13 protein-coding genes are annotated in these 22,179 nt (G+C 70.3%); 9 read left to right on the top strand and 4 right to left on the bottom strand.

Features of this window, described 5'->3' with window-relative positions; all coding sequences use genetic code 11:
- Positions 1 to 181 precede the first annotated feature (181 nt).
- The 5 genes from F9C11_RS27740 to F9C11_RS27720 all read left to right on the top strand — a co-directional run bounded on the left by F9C11_RS27740 (position 182) and on the right by F9C11_RS27720 (position 12,404).
- Positions 182 to 4,489: a GH92 family glycosyl hydrolase gene (locus F9C11_RS27740; RefSeq protein ID WP_409180298.1), complete on the top strand. Its 4,308-nt coding sequence runs from the start codon at positions 182 to 184 to the stop codon at positions 4,487 to 4,489.
- Positions 4,490 to 4,922: 433 nt separating this feature from the next.
- Positions 4,923 to 5,321 carry a GNAT family N-acetyltransferase gene (locus F9C11_RS27735; RefSeq protein ID WP_409180297.1) on the top strand — a complete coding sequence of 133 codons (399 nt, stop codon included), beginning with the start codon at positions 4,923 to 4,925 and terminating at the stop codon, positions 5,319 to 5,321.
- A gap of 38 nt (positions 5,322 to 5,359) precedes the next feature.
- Positions 5,360 to 8,428 carry a GH92 family glycosyl hydrolase gene (locus tag F9C11_RS27730; protein ID WP_409180296.1) on the top strand — a complete coding sequence of 1,023 codons (3,069 nt, stop codon included), beginning with the start codon at positions 5,360 to 5,362 and terminating at the stop codon, positions 8,426 to 8,428.
- The gene (locus F9C11_RS27725) at positions 8,425 to 10,512 is read left to right on the top strand and encodes an FUSC family protein (RefSeq protein ID WP_409180295.1); all 2,088 of its coding nucleotides are present in this window, start codon (positions 8,425 to 8,427) and stop codon (positions 10,510 to 10,512) included. The genes F9C11_RS27730 and F9C11_RS27725 overlap by 4 nt, the downstream gene beginning before the upstream one ends.
- Positions 10,513 to 10,604: 92 nt before the next feature.
- The gene (locus F9C11_RS27720; RefSeq protein ID WP_409180294.1) at positions 10,605 to 12,404 is read left to right on the top strand and encodes a hypothetical protein; all 1,800 of its coding nucleotides are present in this window, start codon (positions 10,605 to 10,607) and stop codon (positions 12,402 to 12,404) included.
- An 84-nt stretch (positions 12,405 to 12,488) separates the two neighbouring features.
- Here the strand turns inward: F9C11_RS27720 and F9C11_RS27715 are convergent, their stop codons facing one another.
- On the bottom strand, positions 12,489 to 12,875 hold the full coding sequence (locus F9C11_RS27715) for a nuclear transport factor 2 family protein (RefSeq protein ID WP_409180293.1): 387 nt from the start codon (positions 12,873 to 12,875) through the stop codon (positions 12,489 to 12,491).
- 117 nt (positions 12,876 to 12,992) lie between these two features.
- Between F9C11_RS27715 and F9C11_RS27710 the strand changes: the two genes are divergently transcribed.
- Positions 12,993 to 13,415, top strand: a complete 423-nt coding sequence (locus tag F9C11_RS27710) for a MarR family winged helix-turn-helix transcriptional regulator (protein ID WP_409186984.1) — start codon at positions 12,993 to 12,995, stop codon at positions 13,413 to 13,415.
- A gap of 37 nt (positions 13,416 to 13,452) precedes the next feature.
- Here the strand turns inward: F9C11_RS27710 and F9C11_RS27705 are convergent, their stop codons facing one another.
- Positions 13,453 to 14,091 carry a DUF4360 domain-containing protein gene (locus F9C11_RS27705; protein ID WP_409180292.1) on the bottom strand — a complete coding sequence of 213 codons (639 nt, stop codon included), beginning with the start codon at positions 14,089 to 14,091 and terminating at the stop codon, positions 13,453 to 13,455.
- 564 nt (positions 14,092 to 14,655) lie between these two features.
- Here F9C11_RS27705 and F9C11_RS27700 point away from each other — a divergent pair.
- From F9C11_RS27700 to F9C11_RS27690, 3 genes are all read left to right on the top strand, one after another.
- Positions 14,656 to 15,645, top strand: coding sequence for a malate dehydrogenase (locus F9C11_RS27700; RefSeq protein ID WP_101440116.1), 990 nt, complete (start codon positions 14,656 to 14,658; stop codon positions 15,643 to 15,645).
- 577 nt (positions 15,646 to 16,222) lie between these two features.
- Positions 16,223 to 16,822, top strand: coding sequence for an AAA family ATPase (locus F9C11_RS27695; RefSeq protein WP_409180291.1), 600 nt, complete (start codon positions 16,223 to 16,225; stop codon positions 16,820 to 16,822).
- A gap of 318 nt (positions 16,823 to 17,140) precedes the next feature.
- Positions 17,141 to 18,757 (top strand): KR domain-containing protein, encoded by a 1,617-nt coding sequence (locus tag F9C11_RS27690; RefSeq protein ID WP_409180290.1) that lies wholly within the window; start codon positions 17,141 to 17,143, stop codon positions 18,755 to 18,757.
- A gap of 90 nt (positions 18,758 to 18,847) precedes the next feature.
- Here the strand turns inward: F9C11_RS27690 and F9C11_RS27685 are convergent, their stop codons facing one another.
- Together F9C11_RS27685 and F9C11_RS27680 are read right to left on the bottom strand one after the other, a co-directional pair.
- The gene (locus F9C11_RS27685; RefSeq protein WP_409180289.1) at positions 18,848 to 20,566 is read right to left on the bottom strand and encodes a glycosyl hydrolase family 18 protein; all 1,719 of its coding nucleotides are present in this window, start codon (positions 20,564 to 20,566) and stop codon (positions 18,848 to 18,850) included.
- A 203-nt stretch (positions 20,567 to 20,769) separates the two neighbouring features.
- Complete coding sequence (locus F9C11_RS27680; RefSeq protein ID WP_409180288.1) at positions 20,770 to 22,020, bottom strand: MFS transporter; 1,251 nt, start codon at positions 22,018 to 22,020, stop codon at positions 20,770 to 20,772.
- Positions 22,021 to 22,179: the final 159 nt, after the last annotated feature.

Genomic DNA, 22,179 nt, shown 5'->3' with positions numbered 1-22,179 from the left:
GCGGAGAGCCCTGGCGGGCCGGCAGACACCCGGTTGCCGTAGCCGGGCCGCCGGGGGTTGTCCGTTTCCGGTCAGGATTCCGGGGCGGTCTTGACATCGATGTCACCCGCGCGTTGAGCTTCCGGGGCCCCGGGACGTCCGTTGTCCCGGGCCCCGATCCCCTGACGAACTGGGAGCAATGATGCCCCGAAGCGCCAGACCGTTGCCCGCCGTGCTCGCCGCGGCGGTGGCGGCGGCGGGCCTGGTCGTCCTGCCCGCCGCGGCCGGTGCCGCGCCGGGCGAGGCCGCCCCGCCGGATTTCGTGTCTTCGTTCGAGCCGAACGACCCGCAACCGATCCAGGACGCTGTCGACACCGATGCCGCGGGGAAGCCGCGGGCCTCGGGCGTCGACGGCGCGAACGGGACCGCGATCCCCGGCGACATCCGGGGCAAGGTCACCGACGTCAGCGCGACCAGCGAGAACACCGGCGGCGGCGAGGTCGCCGCGAACCTGATCGACGGCAGCACCGGGACGAAGTGGCTGTCGTGGGACCCGACGGCGTCGGTGACGTTCGCGCTTTCCGCGCCGACGTCGATCACGCATTACGCGGTCAGTTCGGCCAACGACTTCCCCGGCCGGGACCCGCGGGACTGGACGCTGCAGGGCTCGAACGACGCGCAGCGGTGGACCGATCTGGACAAGCAGTCCGGGCAGTCGTTCGCCAGCCGTTTCCAGCAGAACGACTACAAGCTGGCCGCGCCGAGCGCCGCGTTCGCCTACTACCGGCTGAACGTCACGCGCAACAACGGCGACGACATCATGCAGTTCTCGGAGCTGCTGCTGGCCAACGACGATCCGGCCCCGCCGCCGCTGCCGAACATGCGCAGCGTGGTCGATTCCGGGCCGACGTCGGGCTACACCAACAAGAACCGGGTCGGGTTCACCGGCAAGAAGGCGTTCCGCTACTCGGGCAGCCAGCCCAAGGCCGGGCACGGCTACTCCTACAACAAGGTCTACGACGTCGATCTGCCGGTGACCGCGACGACCGAGTTGTCGTACAAGGTGCAGCCGCAGTTCGTCGAGGGCGATCTGAAGTATCCGAGCACGAACGTCGCGGTCGACCTGGACTTCACCGACGGCACGCATCTGCGCGACCTCGGCGCGACCGACCAGTACGGGTTTCCGCTGACGCCGGAGGGCCAGGGCGCGAGCAAGGTCCTCTACGCGAACCAGTGGAACCTGGTGCGTTCGGCGATCGGGCGGGTCGCGGCGGGCAAGACGATCGACCGGATCGCGATCGGCTACGACAATCCCAGCGGCCCGGCGCAGTTCGCGGGCTGGCTCGACGATCTGAAGATCTCCGCGACGCCGACGCCGCCGGCCAGCACCCGGCCCAGCGACAACGTGCGCACCACGCGCGGCACCATGGCGAACGGCACGTTCTCCCGGGGCAACAACTTCCCGGCGACCGCGGTTCCGCACGGCTTCAACTTCTGGACGCCGGTGACGGACGCGGGTTCGGCGAGCTGGCTGTACAACTACCATTCGCAGAACAACGCGGAGAATCTCCCGCAGCTGCAGGCGTTCAGCGTGAGCCACGAGCCGAGCCCGTGGATGGGCGACCGGCAGAGCTTCCAGGTGATGCCGTCGGCCGCGAGCGGGGTGCCGGACGCCAACCGCGACAAGCGGGCGCTGCCGTTCACGCACGACAACGAGGTGGCGCGGGCGCACTATTACGGCGTCACGTTCCAGAACGGGATCAAGACCGAGATCGCGCCGGCCGACCACGCGGCGATGCTGCGGTTCTCCTTCCCGGGCAATGATTCCAGCCTGATTTTCGACAACGTCAACAACTCCGGCGGGCTCACGCTCGACCCGGCGAACGGCACGCTCAGCGGTTATTCCGACGCCAAGAGCGGCCTGTCCGCGGGCGCCGGGCGGATGTTCGTCTACGCGACGTTCGACAAGCCCGTCACGACCGGGGGCAAGCTGACCGGGCAGAACCGGGACAACGTGACCGGGTACCTGCGGTTCGCCGCGGGCGCGGACAAGACCGTGACGATGCGGATCGCGACGTCGCTGATCAGCGTGGACCAGGCCAAGAAGAACCTGGAGCAGGAGATCGCCCCGAACGCCGGGTTCGACCAGGTGCGGGACGCGGCTCAGCAGGCGTGGGACAAGCAGCTCGGCGTGATCGAGGTCGAAGGCGCGTCGAAGGACCAGCTGGAGACGCTGTACTCCAACCTGTACCGGCTGTTCCTGTACCCGAACGAGGGCTTCGAGAACGTCGGCACGAAGGAAGCGCCGAAGTACCAGTACGCCAGCCCGGTGTCGCCGAAGACCGGCGCGGACACCGCGACCCGCACCGGGTCGAAGATCGTCGACGGGCAGACGTATGTCAACAACGGCTTCTGGGATACCTACCGGACCACCTGGCCGGCGTATTCGCTGCTCACGCCGGACATGGCGGGCAAGATGGTGGACGGGTTCGTGCAGCAGTACCGCGACGGCGGCTGGATCGCGCGCTGGTCCTCCCCCGGTTACGCGGACCTGATGACCGGCACCAGTTCGGACGTCGCGTTCGCCGACGCGTACCAGAAGGGCGTGACGAACTTCGACGTCAAGTCCGCCTATGACGCGGCGCTGAAGAACGCGACGGTGACGCCGCCGAACTCCGCGGTCGGCCGCAAGGGTCTGGACCAGTCGATTTTCCTGGGCTACACGCCGAATTCGACCGGCGAGGGCTTCTCGTGGGCGATCGAGGGCTACGTCAACGACTTCGGCATCGCGAACCTGTCGAAGAAGATGTACGACCAGGCGGCGGCGAACGATCCGCGCAAGGCGGAGTACCTGGAGAACTACCACTACTTCACGAGCCGGGCGCAGCAGTACGTGAACCTCTTCGATCCGAGCACCGGGTTCTTCCAGGGCAAGGACGCGAGCGGGAAGTTCACGAAGGCCAAGGCCGACTACGACCCGCGCCAGTGGGGCGGGGACTACACCGAGACCGACGGCTGGAACATGGCCTTCACCGTGCCACAGGACGGGCAGGGGCTGGCGAATCTCTACGGCGGCAAGGACAAGCTGGGCGCGAAGCTCGACGCGTTCTTCGCCGACCAGGAGACCGCGAACTTCCCGGGCAGCTACGGCGGCGTGATCCACGAGATGCGGGAGGCGCGGGACGTGCGGATGGGCCAGTACGGCCACTCCAACCAGCCTTCGCACCACATCCTCTACATGTACGACTACGCGGGCCAGCCGGCGAAGACGCAGGCGAAGGTGCGCGAAGCGGTGTCGCGGCTGTACACCGGCAGCGAACTGGGCCAGGGCTACGCGGGCGACGAGGACAACGGCGAGATGTCCGCGTGGTATGTCTTCAGCGCGCTGGGCTTCTACCCGCTGCAGATGGGCAGCCCGGACTACGCGATCGGGTCGCCGCTGTTCACCAAGGCGACCGTGCACCTGCCCGGCGGGGACCTGGTGGTCAACGCGCCGAAGAACTCGGCGAAGAACGTGTACGTCCAGGGGCTGAAGGTCAACGGGAAGAACTGGACGTCGACGTCGCTGCCGCACGACGTGCTCGCCCACGGCGCCACGCTCGACTTCGACATGGGCCCGAACCCGTCGACGTGGGGCACCGGCGCCGGCGACGCGCCGAAGTCGATCACCACCGGCGACGCGGTGCCGACGCCGCTGCACGACGAGACCGGGCCGGGGCTGGGCACTTTGTCCACTTCGGACGGTTCGGACGCGTCGGCGTTGCTGGACAACACTTCGCGCACGCAAGCGAAGGTGACCGGCGCGGTGCAGTACCAGCTGAAGTCGGCCGACGAGGCGGTCACGCACTACACGCTCACCTCGGGCACCGGCGCGGGCGACGCGAAGAGCTGGACGCTGAAGGGTTCCTATGACGGGAAGACCTGGACGGTCGCCGATCAGCAGACCGGCCAGTCCTTCCCGTGGCGGCAGCAGACCCGGGCGTTCGCGGTGAAGAACCCGGCGCATTACGCCTACTACCGGCTGGAGGTCACCGCGACCGCGGGCGGTCCGGCGACGCTGGCGGAGTTCGAGCTGCTGGGCCGCCCGGACGCGTCGTGCACGAAGACGCTGACCGGCGTGCAGAACGGCCCGCTGACCGTGTCGAGCAGCGTGGTGTGCCTGAACGGCGCGACGGTGTCGGGCCCGGTGAACGTGGCGCGCGGCGCTTCGCTGCTCGTGCGCGGCGGCCAGATCACCGGCCCGGTCGCGGCGGCGGGTGCGGCGCAGGTGGTGCTGAACCGGACGAAGGTGTCCGGTCCGGTGTCGATCACCGGCAGCGCCGGCCCGGTGTCGATCGAGCTGACCGACATCTCCGGCCCGGTGAACCTGACCGGCAACCAGGGGCCGCTGATCGCGAGCAGCACCGTGGGCGGGCCGCTGGCCTGCACGGGCAACTCCCCCGCCCCGACGGATCACGACCTGGCCAACACGGTCCGGGGTCCGATGGGCGGGCAGTGCGCGCAGCTCTGACCGGCTGACTGCGAGGGGGCTCTTGGGGGAAGCTGATTCCCTCGAGAGCCCCTTTTTATGGCGGTCCCCGGATTGGGGAAAACGACGTGCTCTTCACGGGTTCCGGCCGACGGGAACTGCTTGAGCTTATTTTCAGTAGCGGAAGCGGGCGTCACATGAGCACATCCCCGTGCCGAAAGAGGAGCCACCAGAGGAAGCGTGCAATAGCCGATTTCACCAGGGAAAGGCTTGAAATGCTTCGCTCGCTTCGCGTCTTCGCATGCACTTTGGCAGCGCTCGTCGCCTCTGTTTTCGGTTGCCGAGGCGGCTGGGCCAAGACGATCGAAGACCGCCGCCGAGTCGTGACGGACTGCTGACGTCAGCCGACCGGAGTCAGTTCCGGCAGGCACGTTATCGAGTGGTCACCAGCACCCCAACGTGAGAGCGTCGCGTGATGAAGATCAACTACTCCTGGCGCGCCGACCTCACCGACGCGCAGCTCGTCGCCCTCACCCAAGCCCACGGCGGCGACCCCGAGACCGGCTGGTGGGACCGGGCGAAGCAGCACAGCCTCGGCTGGGTCAGCGCGCACGACGGCGGCCGGCTGGTCGGCTTCGCGAACGTCGCGTGGGACGGCGCGGACCACGCGTTCCTCCTCGACCCGAAGGTGCACGCGGACTGGCAGCACCGCGGCATCGGCACCGAACTCGTCCGGCGCGCGCGGGACGCGGCGAGGGACGCGGGTTGCGAGTGGCTGCACGTGGACTTCGAACCGCATCTGCGCCCGTTCTACTTCGACGCCTGCGGGTTCGCCTCCACTGACGCGGGGTTGATCCGGCTCACCGCGAGCTGAACCGGCGAAGCCGGCGCGGGAGCGATTACCGTGGGGGCGTGACCACGGCTGCGTTCTTCTCCTCGTTCGAAGCGGGCGATCCGCAGCCGGTCGCTCCCGGACTGCGGGTGGACAGCGGGCCGCGCCGGTCGCCGACCGCGAAGACCGGCGTCGGGTTCACCGGGGCGAAAGCCTTGCGCTACCAGGCCGGGCCGCCTCTCGTGCTGTTCGAGGTGGACATTCCGGTCACCGGCCACAGTGCACTGTCGTATGTGGTCTTCCCCGCATCCGACGATCGCAGCACGCACGTCGCGCTCGATGTCGAGTTCGCCGACGGCAGCCGCGCCGGGTTCGCCCCGGACCCGGAGACGCTCTACGTCGACCAGTGGAACCTCGTGCGTCGTCCGCTGCAGGCATTCGCCGGGCGGCGGGTGCGGCGGATCCTGCTGGTGACCGCGTTCGACGGCGACGCGACAGGCTGGCTGGACGACGTCCGGATCGCCGAGCGTCCGCCGCGGCACCAGGACCCGGTCGACTGGGTCCGCACGACTCGCGGCACGCATTCCAGCGGCGAGTTCTCGCGCGGCAACACCTTCCCGGCCACCGCGGTCCCGCACGGGTTCAACTTCTGGACCCCGGTCACCGACGCACGCGCGCTGAACTGGTTCTACTCCTACCACCGGCACAACGACGAGCGGAACGAGCCGCGGCTGCAGGCGTTCGGGCTCAGCCACCAGCCGAGCCCGTGGATGGGCGACCGGCACACCTTCCACCTGATGCCCGGCGCCGGACCGGTCGAGCCGGACCGCGGGCGGCGTTCGCTGGCGTTCAGCCACGACGACGAGACCGACCGGCCGCACCATTACCGCGTCCGGTTCCGCGGCGGGATCACCGCCGAGGTCGCGCCGTCCGAGCACGCCGCGATGTTCCGCTTCGGCTTCCCGGACGGCCGCGGCTGGGTGCTGTTCGACAACGCCCGCAACCGCGGCGGCCTGCGGATCGACGCCGAGCGCGGGATCGTCACCGGGCACACGTGGGTGCGGAGCGGGCTCTCGACCGGCGCGCGGCGCATGTTCGTGTACGCCGAAGCCGACCAGCGGCCGGAGAAAGGCGGGCGGATCCGGCGGCCGTTCTGGCGGACGGTGACCGGCAGCCTGGAGTTCGCCGTCCCCGAGGCGACGCTGCGGATCGCGACGTCGCTGATCAGCCTCGCGCAGGCGAAACGCAACCTGGCGCTGGAAATCCCGGCAGGCACGACGTTCGACCAGGTCCGGGACCGGGCGCGGGAACGCTGGCAGGAGGTGCTCGGCCGGGTCGAGCTGGAGGGCGCGTCCGAGGACGAGCTGACCACTTTCTACTCGTGCCTCTACCGGCTGTTCCTGTATCCGAACGTCGCGCACGAGAACACGCCGCGCGGCATCCGGCACGCGAGCCCGGTCGTGCGGAGCTTCCGCCCGAGCACGCGGCGGCGCACCGGCGCGAAGGTCGTGGACGGCGAACTGTACGTCAACAACGGCTTCTGGGACACCTACCGCACCGCCTGGCCCGCGTACGCGCTGCTCGCGCCGCGCCAGTGCGGCCGGATGATCGACGGTTTCGTGCAGCAGTACCGCGAAGGCGGCTGGATCGCCCGCTGGTCCTCCCCCGGATACGCCGACCTGATGACCGGCACCAGCTCCGACGTCGCGTTCGCCGACGCGTACCTGAAGGGCGTGACGAACTTCGACGTCGAGGCCGCCTACGACGCCGCGCTCAAGAACGCCACCGTCACCCCGCCGCGCAAGGGCGTGGGCCGCAAGGGTCTCGACCGTTCCGCGTTCCTCGGATACACGCCGACCTCGACGCGCGGCGGCCTGTCCTGGGCGCTCGAAGGCTGTCTCAACGACTTCGGCCTCGCCAACCTGTCCGACGCGCTCGCCCGGGAAAGCAGCGGCGCGCGGGCCCGCCGGTTCGCCGATAACGCCGTCTACCTCCGCCAGCGCGCCCAGCACTACGCCAACCACTTCGACGCCCGGATCGGCTTCTTCCAGGGCCGCACCCTCGACGGCGGCTGGCGCCACGCACCCGCCGGATTCGACCCCGGCGCGTGGGGCCCGGACTACGTGGAGACGAACGCCTGGAACACCGCGTTCTCCGTGCCGCACGACGGCCCCGGTCTCGCCGCGCTGCACGGCGGACCGGCGGGTCTCGAGGCGAAGCTGGACGAGTTCTTCCGCACCCCGGAGACCGGCCAGGACGGCCGGATCCACGAGATGACCGAGGCCCGGGACGTGCGGATGGGCCAGTACGGGCACTCCAACCAGCCCTCGCACCACATCCCGTTCGTCTACGCCTTCGCCGGGGCGCAGGCGAAACTCCAGCGGACCGTCCGCGAGGTGCTGCGCCGGCTGTACCTCGGAAGCGAGATCGGCCAGGGCTATCCCGGGGACGAGGACAACGGGGAAATGTCGGCCTGGTATGTCTTCACCGCCCTCGGTCTCTACCCGCTGGCCGTCGGCAGCCCGCGGTACGCGGTGTGCGCGCCGCTGTTCCGCTCCGCCACCGTGCACCTCGACAACGGAAAGGACCTGGTGATCCGAGCACCCCGCGCCGCGACCGGCACGCCCTACGTGCACGGCCTGACCGTCGACGGCGAACCGCACCCTTCGGCCACCCTCGCGCACGCGGTCCTCGCCCGCGGCGCGGTGCTGGAGTTCGACGTCCGCGCCGAGCCCGGCGACTGGGGCGGCGAACCGGTCGCCCCGGTCGCCCCCGCGCCGCTGAAAGACCTCACCGGCACCGGAATCGCCGCTCTGTCGGACAACACCAGCCGCACCCAGGCCGTCTTCCGCACGCCCCGGCCGACCATCACCTTCACCGCGGACGGCGAACCGCGCGAGGTCGTCCTGTACACGCTCACCTCCGGCAGCAGCGCGGGCGATCCGCAGGACTGGGTGCTCGAAGGCTCGGACGACGGCCGGCGATGGCGGATTCTGGACGAACGCTCCGGCGAGGTGTTCCGCTGGCGGCGCCAGACCCGGCCGTTCGTGCTCGCCGACCCCGCCGCGTGCCGGCACTACCGGCTGCGGGTCCGCGCCTCGACGCGGCGGCGCGTCGCCCTCGCCCAGTGGGAGCTGCTGGCCCGATGATCACCGCCGTGCGCAACGCCTTCCTCGACCGGCTGGCGGCAGCCGACCCCGGCCTCGTCCGGCTGCGGCTCGCCGCGTCGGCGGTGCTCGGCATCGTCCTCGCGGTGCTCGCGATGCTGCCGCTGCACTTCCCGCTCACCACCACGCTCGTCGCGGCCATCGCGGCGATGATGAGCGCGTTCACCGTCAACGACGCCACCAGCGGCGGCCAGGCCGTCACGCTTCTGCTCGCGTTGCTGGTGGGGGCCGCCTCGATCACCGCCGCCTGTTTCGGCTCCGCCTACGCACCGCTCGACAGCGTCGTGTTCGTGCTGCTGATCTTCGTCGCGGTGTACGTGCAGCGGTTCGGCGCGCGCGGCATCGCGCTCGGGTCGATGGCATTCTTCCTGTTCTTCTTCCCGATGTTCCTGCAGGCGCATCTCGCGCAGGTGCCGCACCTGCTCATCGCGCTGACCATCGGGATCGCGGCGAACGCGGTCGTGCGGTTCCTTCTGTTGCGCCGCAACGCCGAAAGCGAGCTGATCCGCTACCGGCAGGCGTTCCGCGCGCGGCTCGGCGCGGCGGTGCGGGCGGCCGAGGCGTACATCTCGTCCGGCGGCTCGGACCGCAGCACCCGCCAGATCCGCACGGCAGTGGAGCGGCTGCACGAGGTGGTCCTCTTGATCGAGGACCACGCGCCGGACGTGGTCGACGACCGCCGCGCCGACCAGCTGCGCCGCCGGGTGATCGAGGTCGAACTGGCCGTGCAGTGGCTGGTGATCACCGTGCGCCGGACGTGCTCGCAGCCGCTGCCCGAGGGCGTCGCGGACGATCTGGTGGCCCGGCTGGCCCGGTTCCGGTCGCTGATGGAACGCGACCCGCGCGACCTGCCGCTGATCAGCGAGACCGGCGAGTACAGCCGGATGCTGGTGGAGGGCAGCCGGATCGACGAACGCGCGCACCCCGGCGACGGAGTCCGCCGCGCGATCGCCGAACTGGCCGTCGCGGACGACCGGGCGCAGCGCATCGCGAGCCGGTCGTCCACAGTGGACTTCCCGGCCGAAGAGGACGAGGAGGAAGAACCCGCCAAGGCGTTCGCCTACGACAACCAGACCCGCGGCGCCATCCAGGCCGTGCTCGGCGGCGGGCTCGCCGTGCTGGCCGGGCAGCTGATCTCGCCGCAGCGCTGGTACTGGGCGGTGCTGACGGTGTTCGTCGTGTTCATCGGCACGTCCAGCGCCGGGGCCCGGTTCGTGAAGGGCATGCGCCGCACCGGCGGGACCCTGCTGGGCATCGTCGGCGGCGTCGCGCTGGCGCTGCTGGTCAGCGGCAACACCCCGGCGATCCTCGCGCTGCTGCTGGTCTGCGTCTTCGGCATGGTCTACACCGCGCGGGTGTCGCAGTTCCTGATGGCGTTCTTCGTGACCAGCATGCTGGGACTGCTCTACAGCCTGCTCGGCACGTTCAGCATCGAGGTGCTGTGGATCCGGGTCGCCGAAACCGCGGTCGGCGCGGCGTGCGGGCTGCTCGCCGCCGTGGTGGTGCTGCCGGTCCGCACCCGCGCGGTGATGCTGGACGACATCGCGGTCGCGCTCGACGAACTGCACGAGTTCATCGAATCGGCCGCGAAGCTGCTGTCCGGCCGCGAGAACGTGAACATCATCGAAATGTCCCGCGACCTCGACCGCGCGGTCGAGCAGGTGCGGTTGACCATCGAACCGCTCACCCACCCGATCAACCTGCGCAGCGCCCGCCGCGACTACGGCTGGCACGTGCTGACCACGCTGGAGGGCATCGCCTTCCGCGCCCGGCACGTCGCCGCCCGCGCACAGCCCGGCCAGCTCGCCGGACCGGTCTCGGAACGGCTGGACCAGTTCGCCGGCCGGATCATCGCGAACGTCGACCTGGTGCACGAGGCGGTCAGCAACCCGGGCAGCACGCGGACCCGCAAACTCGTCCGCGACGACGGAACCCCGGTCGCCGACCGGATCGACGAGGCCGAGACCCGAGCCGTCCTCTCCAGCCTCAGCCACCTCGACGAGGGGCTCATCGCACTGGGCCGCGTGCTGGGCGTCGGAGCGCAGGACCCGCCACGGCACAGCTGACCCGCCCGGCCCGCGGTGACCCGGATTCGCCCCTCAGGCGGCCGCGAACCTGGCAGGATCGCTCTTCTCGGACAGCTCTGGGGAGGCAGCTGATGAGAAGACCGGCGCTCGGCGACCCGCTCTGGCTCGGACAGTACCGAGTGCTCGCGGAACTGCGCCGGGACGAGAAGACCAGGGTGCTGCTCGGCAGCGGACCGGACGACCGGCTCGTCGCGCTCACGCTCCCGAACACCGCCGAGGACAGCGGATTCCGTGCTGAGGCCGCGGCGTTGAGCGCGGTGTTCGAAGCCGACCCGGACGCGGCCACGCCTTGGCATGCCTCGGAATTCCATCCCGGACCCGCGCTCGAGGACGTGCCCGGCGCACTGCCCGAACCGGCGGTCCTCCGGCTGGCCGCCGGGATCGCGGCCGACCTGACCCGGCTCCACAGCGTCGGGCTCGCACACGGAAATCTGGTCCCGTCCCACGTCCGGCTCACGAACCACGGGGCCAGGCTCGTCCCCCGCGCGACCGGCAGCGACCCCGCCGCCGACCTGTACGCACTCGGCACGCTTCTCGCCGCGGAAACCGCCCTCCCCGAGGCGATTCGCCCGTGCCTCGCGGAAAACCCGGCCGACCGGCCCACCGCCTCGCAACTGCTCGAAACGATCGGCCCGGCTGCCGCCCCGTGGCCGCCCGCCGTCGAAAAGCTCATCGCGGAACAGACGGCCGAACTCGCCCCGTTCCTCGACGCTCAGCCGGCAGAGGACAAAACCGACCCGGTGATCCACCAGGTCACAGAAGACTTCCCGGCCGCCCCGCCGCCCCCGCTCTCGCGGCGGCGAATCCTGCTCGGCGCGCTCGCCCTGGTCCTCCTCGGACTCGCCGGATGGCTCGCGTGGCCGGGCCCGCCCAAGCCGGACGCGCTTCCGCCCGCACCGCAGCCGCCGCTGGTCGAATCCGGGTTCCTCGTCGCCCGAGGGCATCCGCAGTTCCTCCAGTACAACCACGACGGACGCCTGCTCGCCACGGCGGACGCCGACTTCACCCTGGAGGTGCTGGACGTCGACACGCGCAAACCGGTCGGCCGCCGCCTCGGCCCCTTCCCCGAGACGAGCGTGGCGGGCATGGCTTTCGGCCTCGACGGACTTTCCCTCGTCACCGCGCGGGTCAAAGACGCCCAGCTCACAACGCAGACCTGGAACGCGTGGACCGGCCAGGAAACCAGCGCACCGCTCGTATTCGACGGCATCGACCGCGACGGCGGCTGGCCCGCGCTCAGCCCCGACGGCAGCCTCCTGACCGTGCCGATGGCCTCCCCGCGCAGGCTCGACGTGTGGCGGGTCGCCGACCGCACCCGCGTCGGCAGCATCGACACCCCGGCCGCCTTCCGATACTCGGAGTTCAGCCCCGACGGGCACACGCTCGCCGTCTACCAGTGGAACGGCCACTCCGGCCACCCCGGCCAGTTCCGCCTGTGGGACGTGGCTTCGCTCAAACCAGCGGGCGCCCCGATCACCATGGCCGCGAACGAACGGCTCTGCTGCTTCGCTTTCCGCCCGGACGGCCGAACGCTGATCACCACCAGCGGCGAAGCCCGCCAACCAGCGAAAGTGCACCAGTGGGACACCGCCGCGCACCAGGAACTCCGGCCAGCCTTCACGCTCGCCCCCACGCGGATCGACCAGCAAAACGGGACCGTCCGGATGACCATGGCCCTCGCCGGGCTCGACGACCAGCACCTTCTCGCGCTGTCGGCGGGCACCCTCGTCGTGCTCGGGCTCGACGGGAAACAGGAGGGCGCGGGCCTGCCCGGAATCGCCTCGCTCTCGGTGAGCCCGGACCGGAACACCATCGCCACCACGTCCGGCTCGACCGCGGACAACAACGTCCACCTGTGGCACAAACCCTGACCCCGCCACCCGAACGTCCGGGAGGGAACCCTGGGGGAGCCAGATTCCTTCAGGGCTCCTTCAGGCCCGCTCCGACCCGGCGGATCAGCGTGCGAAAGCGGGCGGCGCGCCCATCGGGCTGAGGTGCATTCCCGCGATCCGCCAGCCGTCTTCGCCGCGGACGAGCACGTGGGTGGCCCGGAACGTCCCGTCGACGCGGTTGCCCTGATGGGTCGCCTCCTGGTCGTGCACGCCGATCGCGATCGCGGTGTCACCGTGCACGCGGACCTCGACGTCCCGCCAGTCGAGCCGCAGCGTCGCCAGCGCGCCGGACTCGTACCGGCCCAGCCACTGCTGCCGGTCGAGCACGAAGCCGAGCGGCCCGACGAGCCGGAACTCGTCGGCGACCAGGGAGCCCAGCGTCTCCGTGTCAGCCGCGACCTCCGCGGCGGCCCAGCGTTTGCCCAGTTGAGCGATGTCCGCAGCGGTCATGATGCCCTCCAGTGCCATTCGATGAGACAGCACAAACGTTAGACATCTAATCATTCGTCGTCAAACGGTTAGAGGTCGACGATCCTGCGGTACCGTCCTCTCGTGCCCCGACCCGCCATGCCGCCGCTCGGCGTTCTCCTCGCCCGCACCGCCAAGACCGCCGGCCAGGCGTTCGACCGCGCACTGGCCGAGGTCGGCGGATCGCAGCCGGTCTGGCAGATCCTCATCGCGCTCAAAACCCGCCGGCACGCAAGCCAGCGGGAACTCGCCGACGCCGTCGGCATCCAGGGCGCGACGCTCACCCACCACCTCAACGGCATGGAAACCGCCGGCCTGCTCACCCGCACCCGCGACCCGGAAAACCGGCGCGTGCACCAGGTCGAGCTGACCGACCACGGCGAGCGCACCTTCCACCGCCTCGCCGACGCCGCGATCGCGCACGACAAGCGGATGCGCCGCGGCTTCACCGACGACGAAATAGCGACCCTGGCCGCATTGCTGACCCGGCTCGCGGAAAACGTGGCACAACCGGACCCGTGAGCGCTTCCTCGCGCGCTCACGGGTCCGGGCCGCGCAGTTACCGCGTGGGCGGGCAGGTCTTCCAGGCGAAGTGGTAAACCGTCTGGACACTGCCGTCCGTCGAGTCCATCGTCAGGAAGCTCGTCGTCTTCGCCGGGTCCGAAGTCCCGGCATACGCCCGCAATTCCGTGTTGATGTTCAGGTTGCGTTCCTGGCCGCACGGCTCGTAGATAATCGCGTCGATGTCCGTCGAATCCGAGAACTGCCAGTCATTGTCGTAGAACCCGTCGAGCCGATGCGTCGCGTAGGCGGTCGGCGAGTTTCCCTGGAAATAGTAGTTCGCGCGTTCCACGCCGTACGCGCCCTTTTCGAGGTGCCCGAATCCGCGGTAGTCCGCCGAGGCGATTCCGTACGTGAACCCCTGCGGGACGTGCACGCGAAGGCCGATCTGGCAGTTCTTGCGGAAGTCGGTCGGCTGCGCGCCGACGCCGACCTGCGCGGTGTATTGGCTGTAGGTGACGGTGAACGCGGTGTTGTCCGTGGAAACCGAAACCGCGGCCGTGTCCGGCGGGCAGCCGGTCCCGTTCACCGTCGCCACGTCGATGATAATTTTGTCCGGCGGCGGATTCTGCGGCCAGGAATGCGGCGTAATCGTCGAAGTCAGCGCCAAAAGCGCAGCGGACATCGTGGCAAGCATGGGTTCCTTCCCATTACTTCCGAGGGGTGGGGGGGTTTCGACAGGGTAGCGCGGCAACCACTCTCCGAGTCCCACTGAATGGAGCAACGTTTATGCTTAGCTGCGCACAGCAACGTGTTAACAAACCGTTGACACGAGCTATTATGGACAATTGACGAATCAACAAAAATGATTCAAAAATACACCACGCAGAACCACTCTTCCCGGCTGGTCCGGACAATCCGGCGAAAAAGGCCGCGAAAACCGGGGCAATCGGGACAGTTCGCGCACCGCGCCCGGTACCGCGCAGACCCCCGCTCCCCCGGGCGCTCCGGCCGCCCGCCAGCACCGCCGCCGCGCCCCGCGCCACCCGCCGCGGCCGGGCCCGGCACGCCCGGACCCGGCCGCAACTCGATCGTGATCTCGAGTTACGCCCTTCGCCCCACTACTCAAGTCGCATCGAGCCGCGTCCGCCGGGCCGGAACGTGATCCTGGCTACCGTGACTGGACGCACCCGGACGACGCCCGCCGGTAGGGCTAGCATCCTCGGTACTAGCCAAAGTCGTCTCAAGCTGGAGAAGCGCAATGACCCAAGCCCCTGTCAACGTCACCGTCACCGGTGCGGCCGGCCAGATCGGCTACGCGCTGCTGTTCCGCATCGCGTCCGGTCAGCTGCTCGGCGCCGACACCCCGGTGAAGCTGCGGCTCCTGGAGATCCCCCAGGCGGTCAAGGCGGCTGAGGGCACCGCGATGGAGCTGGACGACGGCGCGTTCCCGCTGCTGGCCGGCATCGACATCTTCGACGACCCGAAGCAGGCCTTCTCCGGCGCGAACATCGCCCTCCTGGTCGGCGCCCGCCCGCGCAGCAAGGGCATGGAGCGCGGCGACCTGCTCGAGGCCAACGGCGGCATCTTCAAGCCCCAGGGCGAGGCCATCAACGCCGGCGCGGCCGACGACATCAAGGTGCTGGTAGTCGGCAACCCGGCCAACACCAACGCGCTGATCGCCCAGTCGCACGCCCCCGACGTGCCCGCCGAGCGCTTCACCGCGATGACCCGCCTCGACCACAACCGCGCGCTGGCCCAGCTGGCCAAGAAGCTCGGCGTCGCCGTGACCGACCTGAAGAAGGTCGCGATCTGGGGCAACCACTCGGCCACCCAGTACCCGTCGGTGCAGCACGCCGAGGTCAACGGCAAGAACGTCGCCGAGACCATCAACGACCAGGCGTGGCTCGCCGACACCTTCATCCCGACCGTCGCCAAGCGCGGCGCCGCGATCATCGAGGCCCGCGGCCTCTCCTCGGCCGCCTCGGCCGCCTCCGCCGCGATCGACCACGTCTACACCTGGGTGAACGGCACCCCGGAGGGCGACTGGACCTCGGCCGGCGTCGTCTCCGACGGCTCCTACGGCGTCCCGGAGGGCCTCATCTCCTCCTTCCCGGTCACCGCGAAGGACGGCAAGTACGAGATCGTGCAGGGCCTGGAGATCGACGAGTTCTCCCGCCAGCGCATCGACGCCTCCGTGGCCGAACTGGCCGAGGAACGCGACGCGGTCCGCAAGCTGGGCCTGATCTGAGGTTCGTTTTTCACGATGGCCGCCCCGGTTTCGGGGCGGCCATCGTTCGTTCTCGCGTCTTTGGCTGGTTTTGGGGTCGTGGATGTTGGGCTTGGTCTCACGATGTAGGTGTGTTTTCTCATCGCCCACCGTATAGGTCGTTATACAGTGGAGAGTAGGTCGTGTAGTCGGCGGGCGGTGCCCGGCACGATCCGTGTCCCGTCGCGGAGGTCGGCGGTCAGCTGGTCGTAAACCCGGCCCACATTCGCCGCCTGGACCGGCAACGCGCTGGGATCGGCAGCACCGTCCATTCCGGACTTCCGGGATGCGACCTGCAGTTGCGCTCCCCCGTCTCGGATCGAGGTCCGGGCGGTCACATCCCGGCCCTCTCCCCCGCATCTGCGAGCGCCGTGGCTTGCGTGCTTGGCCGCGGTCCTGCGGGCGCAAAAAGGCCGGCGCACCCCCGTTCGCGCTCGCCACCGCGATCCCGCCGGGCCGCACGATCGGGCTCGTCCCGGGCGAGGACTAGTGGCGGCGGAATCGTCCTCGACGGTCTGCGCCCGGCACGATCGGCGCACCCGCCGCTAGGGTCGGGTGAATGGCCCGGCTGATCCACCTCAACGGCCCCAGCGGCATCGGGAAATCCACTGTCGCGCGGCGCTACGCCGATCTGCACCCGGGAGTGCTCGATCTCGACGCCGACCAGGTGGTGACGATGATCGGCGGCTGGCGGACCGCGTTCTGGGACACGCTGCCGGCCGCGCGGCGGCTCGCGCTCGCCATGGCGGAGACACATCTGCGGGCCGGGTACGACGTGGTCATGCCGCAGTTGGTGGCGAAGGTCGAGCAGGCCGAACGGTTCGAGGAGGCCGCTCGCGCGGCAGGCGGCGAGTACGTCGAGATCATGCTCGCCGCGCCCCGTTCGCAGGCGAAAGCCCGGTTCGCCGCGCGCGGCGACCACGCGGCGGCCGACGCGATGGCCGAACTGGGCGGCCCGGTCGCGCTCGACCGGATCCACGACCACGTCGCGGAGTACCTCCCGCTCCGTCCACAATGCACAGTCCTGGACACCGGAGGCCTCGACGCGGACGAAACCTGCGCCAAGGTCGCGGAAATCGTTGCCCGCCGAGCAGCGGCGGAGGCACCGCGTGCACGGAACGGGGACCAAACGGGAAACGCGCCGCCCAGCCCGGCCTGAGCGCGGTATATGTCGAGGAGTGCCAGGACACAGACCCGACGCGGTCCGTCCGCCGCCAACCGGGCGGACCGCGTGCCGCGCGCGAACCAGCCCCGCCGCACCCCCGGCCGACGCGGTCCGTCCGCCGCTAACCGGGCGGACCGCGTGCCGCGCGCGAACCGGCTCCGCCGCGCCCCTGGCCGACGCGGGAATCGCAGCCGATTCCCGCGCGATCCTGATTCTCGACGGCCCTCGACAGGTCAGCCCGCCGCCAGCGCTCGTTCCCGGCCTGTCGCCGTCCTTCCTCGATCCGCGCCGGCCCCTCCGGAAGAGACTCCCATGCCAGAATCCGCTGCACGCCCGGACTTCTCCGCGCCGCCCTGGCTGCTCAGCGCTCGCGACGGCGTCGCCCTGCGCGCCCTCGCCGCGGCCTTGCTCGACAGCACGGCGTCCGACCTCGACCTCTCCTACTCGCTCGCGACCCGCGTCCCGCGAGCGCACCGCGTCCTGGTCCCGGCCGGCGACCGGACCGCCCTCGAAGCGGTCGCGAGCGGCGCGACACCCGGCCAGCCCGTGCCGATCCGCCCCCGGCTGACCTTCGTCTCCCGCGGCAGCAAACTCTCCCCGGGCCGGGAAACCGAGTTCTCGCAACGGTTTCCGCTCTTCGCCGAAACTTTCGCCACGATCCTGGCCGACTATCAGGACTGGCTCTTCGCCTTCCAGGCCGCCCTGAGCTGCCTGCTGGAATCCTGGGGCCTCCGCCCGGAAGCCGTCGCCCGCGTGACCACCCGGCCTCGGGACGACCTCAGCCTCCAGCTCGACCTCACCCCGCCCTCCGTCCAAGCCCTCGTCGCCGAACTCGCCCGGCTGCACACCGCGGGCATCGCGGTGGCCTGGAACGAGGTCTTCGCCGGAAGCGGAGCCCAGCGGGTCGACCTGCCTGCCGAAACCCTGCTCTACCGCCCCCGATGGGTCCCGGTCCCCGCGCGTCCCGGCCCGGCGGAACTCCTGGAACTCCCCACCGGCGACGACGTCCACGCCCGCACCGCCCACGCTCTGGACGCTCTGCAGGGGCGCGAAGACCGGCTAGCCGTCACGATCAACGCCACCGGACCCGATCCGGATCTGGCCAGCGCCGCGGTCTGGGGCCTGCTCAGCGCTGCCGGAATCACCGCGGTCGACCTAGACCAGCCCATGCCCGCCGCCGAGATCCTCGAGCTGGTCGGCGGCAGTACCGAACCCCAGCTCGCCATCCGCGACGGAATCCCGCACGCCTTCCGCGTCGCGTCCGTCACCGCTTCCCCCGTCCGGCTGATCGACCCGTCCGGCACCGTCCTCGTCACCGGCGGCACCGGCCGGATCGGCACCCTGCTGGCCGCGCACCTCGTCGCCGGGCACGGCGTCCGCCACCTCGTGCTGGCGAGCCGCAGCGGCCCCGCCGCCGAACGCCTCCCGACCGATCTCGACGCGGACGTCCGCATCGCCGCCATCGACGTCGCCGACCCGCATCAGGTCGAAAGCCTCCTCGCCTCCTGCACTCCGCCGCTGACCGCGGTCATCCACTGCGCCGACGCCCTCTTCAGCGCGGCACAAAGCCCGGACCCGGTTTTGCGTGCGAAAGCCGACTCCGCCTGGATTCTCCACGAGGCGACCAAACACCTGCCGCTGTCCGCGTTCGTGCTCTTCTCGTCCCTCGCCGGGACCTTCGGCGAACCCGGACGAGCGACGTACGCCGCCGCCAACCGATTCCTCGACGCCCTCGCCCTCCACCGACGCGCGAACGGGCTGCCCGCGGTGTCGATCGCGTGGGGCCGATGGGATCCCGCCGTCTTCGACGCCGCGCTCGGCAGCGAAGAACCGGTCTTGTTCGGCCCCGGTGCGCCTCGCACCGAGCGAACCCGCCCGACCGAGGAGGCCTCCCCCGGCCTGCTGACCAGTGTCCCGGCCGGAAGATGACCTCGGGTCCTGAGCTTTTTCTTTAACGGAAGCTGGGCGCTGGCCGATTTTCTCGCCCAACGCCCAGCCGTATAGGTCGTTATACAGCAATCAGCTGACCGAAATGTCGTCCGCGTAGATCGGGCTCTGGCCGTACCAGCCGTGGACGTACACCGTCACCGCGCCGGACGAGCCGGTCGTGAACGGGACGGTCAGCTTGGTCCAGCTGGAGTTCGCGGTCCACGAACTGGCCGTCGCTCCCCCGCGGACGCCAGCGTAGGCGTATCCGCCCTGGACCCATGCCGTCAGCGTGTACGCGTGGTTCGGCGCGAGCGTCAGGTTCTGCGTCGCTTCCCCGGTCGTCGACGCGGTCGGCGACACCTGCAGTGCGTGGCTGCCTCCGTGCACCGGCGAGGACACGATCGCTCCCCCGCTCCACGGGCTGAGCGCGCCGGTCTCGAAGTTGCCGTTGACGACGCTGCCGGTCGGGCTGGTTCCGTTGACCGTCAACGTGTACGTCGCGCTGTGGCTGCCGCCGCCTGCGACCGAACCCGTGATGGTCAGCGGGTAGACGCCCGGCTGAGTCGCCGCCGTCGTGGTGATCGACAGGTTAGCGCTCTCCCCCGCCTTCACCGTGGCCGGGCTGACCGACGCGGTCACGCCGCCGGGAGCGCCGCGCACCGAGAGCGAAATCTGTTGCGCCGTACCGGAAGTCACCGCGGTGGTCACCTTGCCGGTCGCCGAACCGCCCGGGTCGACCGAGGCCGCGGCCGGGCTCGCCGACACCGAGAAATCGTTGCCCGGCTGCGGGGTCCCGCCGGTGAACGGGGCGAACGTGTGGCTGAAGTACCACTTGTCCTGCGGGATGCCGGAGCAGTTGTCCTGCGCGCCGGTCCCCGGGCAGGTGCCGTTGTCCCGCTGCAGCGCCCAGAACGACAGCAGGTTGATGCCCTTGGACACGGCCCAGTTGTAGACCGTGACCGCGTCCGCCGTGGTGAACGTTTCGGCCGCGCCGAAGTCGTCGATGCCCGGCATCTCGGTGACGCCGACCATCCCCCAGAGCTGTTCCTGCGTCTTCTCCGGGTACAGCGACGCCAGCTGCGACACCAGTCCGGCCGCCGCCGTCTGGGTGTCCTGGGCCATGTTGTGCGTGGCGTTGTCGTAGTAGTCGAAGGTCATCAGGTTGACCACGTCGACCCTGGCCCCGTTGGAAACCGCGTTCCGCAGCACGTCCAGCGCGCTGGCCAGGCCGCTCGTGGTGGTCGGCAGCGTGTAGGAGATCTGCACCTGCCGCCCGTTGGCCGCGGCCCAGTCCTGGACCTTCTTGATCGCCTTGTTCCGGCGGTCGATGCCGGCGGAGTTGGTCAGCGAGTTGTCCTCGATGTCCATGTCCAGGCGCGGCACGTCGTAGGTGGTGATCAGCGATTCGTACGCGGCCGCGATCTGGTCGACGTTCGTGCAGCTGTCGGCGATCTCGGTGGCGTTGTGGTCGGCGGTGTAGCCGCCGAACGACGGGATCACGTCCCCGCCGCGCGAGCGGATGGCGCGGAAGTCCGCGCCGAACGTCGAGTCCGCCACCGGCATGCCGGCGTCGCCGTTCCAGAGGACGGTGCACGAACCCGACGAGGCGGTCTGCAGGAACGCCATCGTCAGGTGCTTGACGCCGGCCTCCTGGGCCATCGCGGCCGGGCTCTGCCCGTTCCAGGATTCGAAGTAGGGCGCGAACACGTGGTTCGGCAGCGGCGTCGCGGCGTGCGCGGGCGCCGCGGTGGCGACCAGCACCCCGAGCGGAGCCGCCGCGGCGGCCAGGACAGCGGACAATCGGGACAAGTGACTTCTTCGTCGCATGCGGGCTCCAGTGCCGAAAAAGGGGCCGTGCGGCGCGGCGGCGCACGACCGGAACCTTCCCAGAATTGGACTGGACCAGTCACCCGTCAAGGTCTAGACCACTAATGCGGCCGAACGGCCGGGTCGGATCGTCGGGCGCCACTGGGGGCCGGTGGTCCGGCGCCGGACCACCGGCCCCCAGTGGGTCAGCCCACCTGTTCCCTGGCCGGGGCCGGCGCGCCGAGCGAGAGGTTCGTCGACCGCGTGGTCAGCGAAATCGCCGCCGCGGCCAGCGTCGACACCGCCAGGAACCCGAACGCCGCGGCGAACCCGAACCGGTCCGCGAGCCAGCCCATCACCAGCGGCGCGAGCACGCCGGCGAGCTGGCCGCCGGTGTTGACCAGGCCCATCCCCGCGCCGACCAGGTCGCGCGGCAGCACCCGCAGCGGGAGTCCGACGATGCCGATCGAGGCCAGGCCGCTGATGAACATCGCGACGGTCTGCAGCACGGTGAACCCGGTCGCCGAATCCGACAGCAGCATCGCGACGAGCACCCCGGCCGCGGCGACGAGCGCGGGCACCACGAGCCAGCGTGGCCTGCGGTCGAAGTACCGGCTCATCAGCCAGCCGCCGAGCAGCACCGCCGCGGCGCTCACCAGCTGCGGGATCGCCGCCGACACCCCGGCCGCGACCAGCGAGAGCCCCTTGGTCTCGACCAGGTACGACGGGACCCAGGTGATCATCCCGTAAGCGAGCATGTTGAAGCAGGCGAACATCGCCGCGCAGCGGATCACCAGCCGGTTGCGCAGCACCCGCGAGACCGGCACCTTCACCGGGGCGACGTGCGCCTCGGGTTCGGTCAGCTCGCGCGGCAGCGGCGCGGGCAGGATCCGCCACAACGCCAGCCCGACGATCAGCCCGGCCACCGCGACGATCCAGAACGTGTGCCGCCAGCCCGCGGCCACCACGAGCGGCGCGACCAGCAGCGGTCCGAGCCCGGCCCCGACGGAGTTCGACGCGAGCAGCAGCCCGGCGCCGCGGCTGCGGGCTTCCTGCGTCGTGCGCTCGGCCAGCGCCTTGAACGCCGCGCCGGGGAACAACGCCTGCGCGAACCCGAACGCCGCGCGCAGCACCAGCAGCACGACCAGCCCGGGCGCGAACCCGGTGGCGGCGGTGAACACCGACCAGGCCACCAGCGAAATCACCAGCAACGGCCGCGCGCCCACGCGGTCCGCGAGCAGCCCGCCGGGCATCTGCCCGACCAGATAGGCGATCGCGAACGCGGAGACGACCAGCCCCTGCGTGGTCTTGGACAGCCCGAACTCCGCGCCGATCAGCGGCAGCGCGACCGCGATCATGACGCGGTCGATGTAGTCGATGATGAAGACGCCGACCAGCAGCGCCAACGTGGTCCGTTCGGTCCGCCGCACGCCCGGCGCGGAACTGCCAATGCTCACCGTCGGATCCTCCTTGATTCGGCGACGCCGCATTGTGCGGTCAGGCACCCCCTCCGCGGCTTCGTCGGATCCGCCGAATCCCGGGCCCGGGTGTCAGCGGATCCGACGAAGCCGCGGTTTCGCGGAGGCGCGGACGCGGGGGAACCGGCGGCCGGAACC

Origin of the sequence: Amycolatopsis sp. VS8301801F10, assembly GCF_046195355.1 — a bacterium.
In the GTDB taxonomy this organism is placed as follows: Bacteria; Actinomycetota; Actinomycetes; order Mycobacteriales; family Pseudonocardiaceae; genus Amycolatopsis.
The sequence above is the reverse complement of the archived record's forward strand: the minus strand, read 5'-3'. Positions and strand labels throughout refer to the sequence as shown.

Coding starts and splice junctions, on each gene's coding strand:
- F9C11_RS27740 (WP_409180298.1), top strand. CDS start 182: ATGCCCCGAAGCGCCAGACCGTTGCCCGCCGTGCTCGCCGCGGCGGTG.
- F9C11_RS27735 (WP_409180297.1), top strand. CDS start 4,923: ATGAAGATCAACTACTCCTGGCGCGCCGACCTCACCGACGCGCAGCTC.
- F9C11_RS27725 (WP_409180295.1), top strand. CDS start 8,425: ATGATCACCGCCGTGCGCAACGCCTTCCTCGACCGGCTGGCGGCAGCC.
- F9C11_RS27720 (WP_409180294.1), top strand. CDS start 10,605: ATGAGAAGACCGGCGCTCGGCGACCCGCTCTGGCTCGGACAGTACCGA.
- F9C11_RS27715 (WP_409180293.1), bottom strand. CDS start 12,875: ATGACCGCTGCGGACATCGCTCAACTGGGCAAACGCTGGGCCGCCGCG.
- F9C11_RS27710 (WP_409186984.1), top strand. CDS start 12,993: ATGCCGCCGCTCGGCGTTCTCCTCGCCCGCACCGCCAAGACCGCCGGC.
- F9C11_RS27705 (WP_409180292.1), bottom strand. CDS start 14,091: ATGCTTGCCACGATGTCCGCTGCGCTTTTGGCGCTGACTTCGACGATT.
- F9C11_RS27700 (WP_101440116.1), top strand. CDS start 14,656: ATGACCCAAGCCCCTGTCAACGTCACCGTCACCGGTGCGGCCGGCCAG.
- F9C11_RS27695 (WP_409180291.1), top strand. CDS start 16,223: ATGGCCCGGCTGATCCACCTCAACGGCCCCAGCGGCATCGGGAAATCC.
- F9C11_RS27690 (WP_409180290.1), top strand. CDS start 17,141: ATGCCAGAATCCGCTGCACGCCCGGACTTCTCCGCGCCGCCCTGGCTG.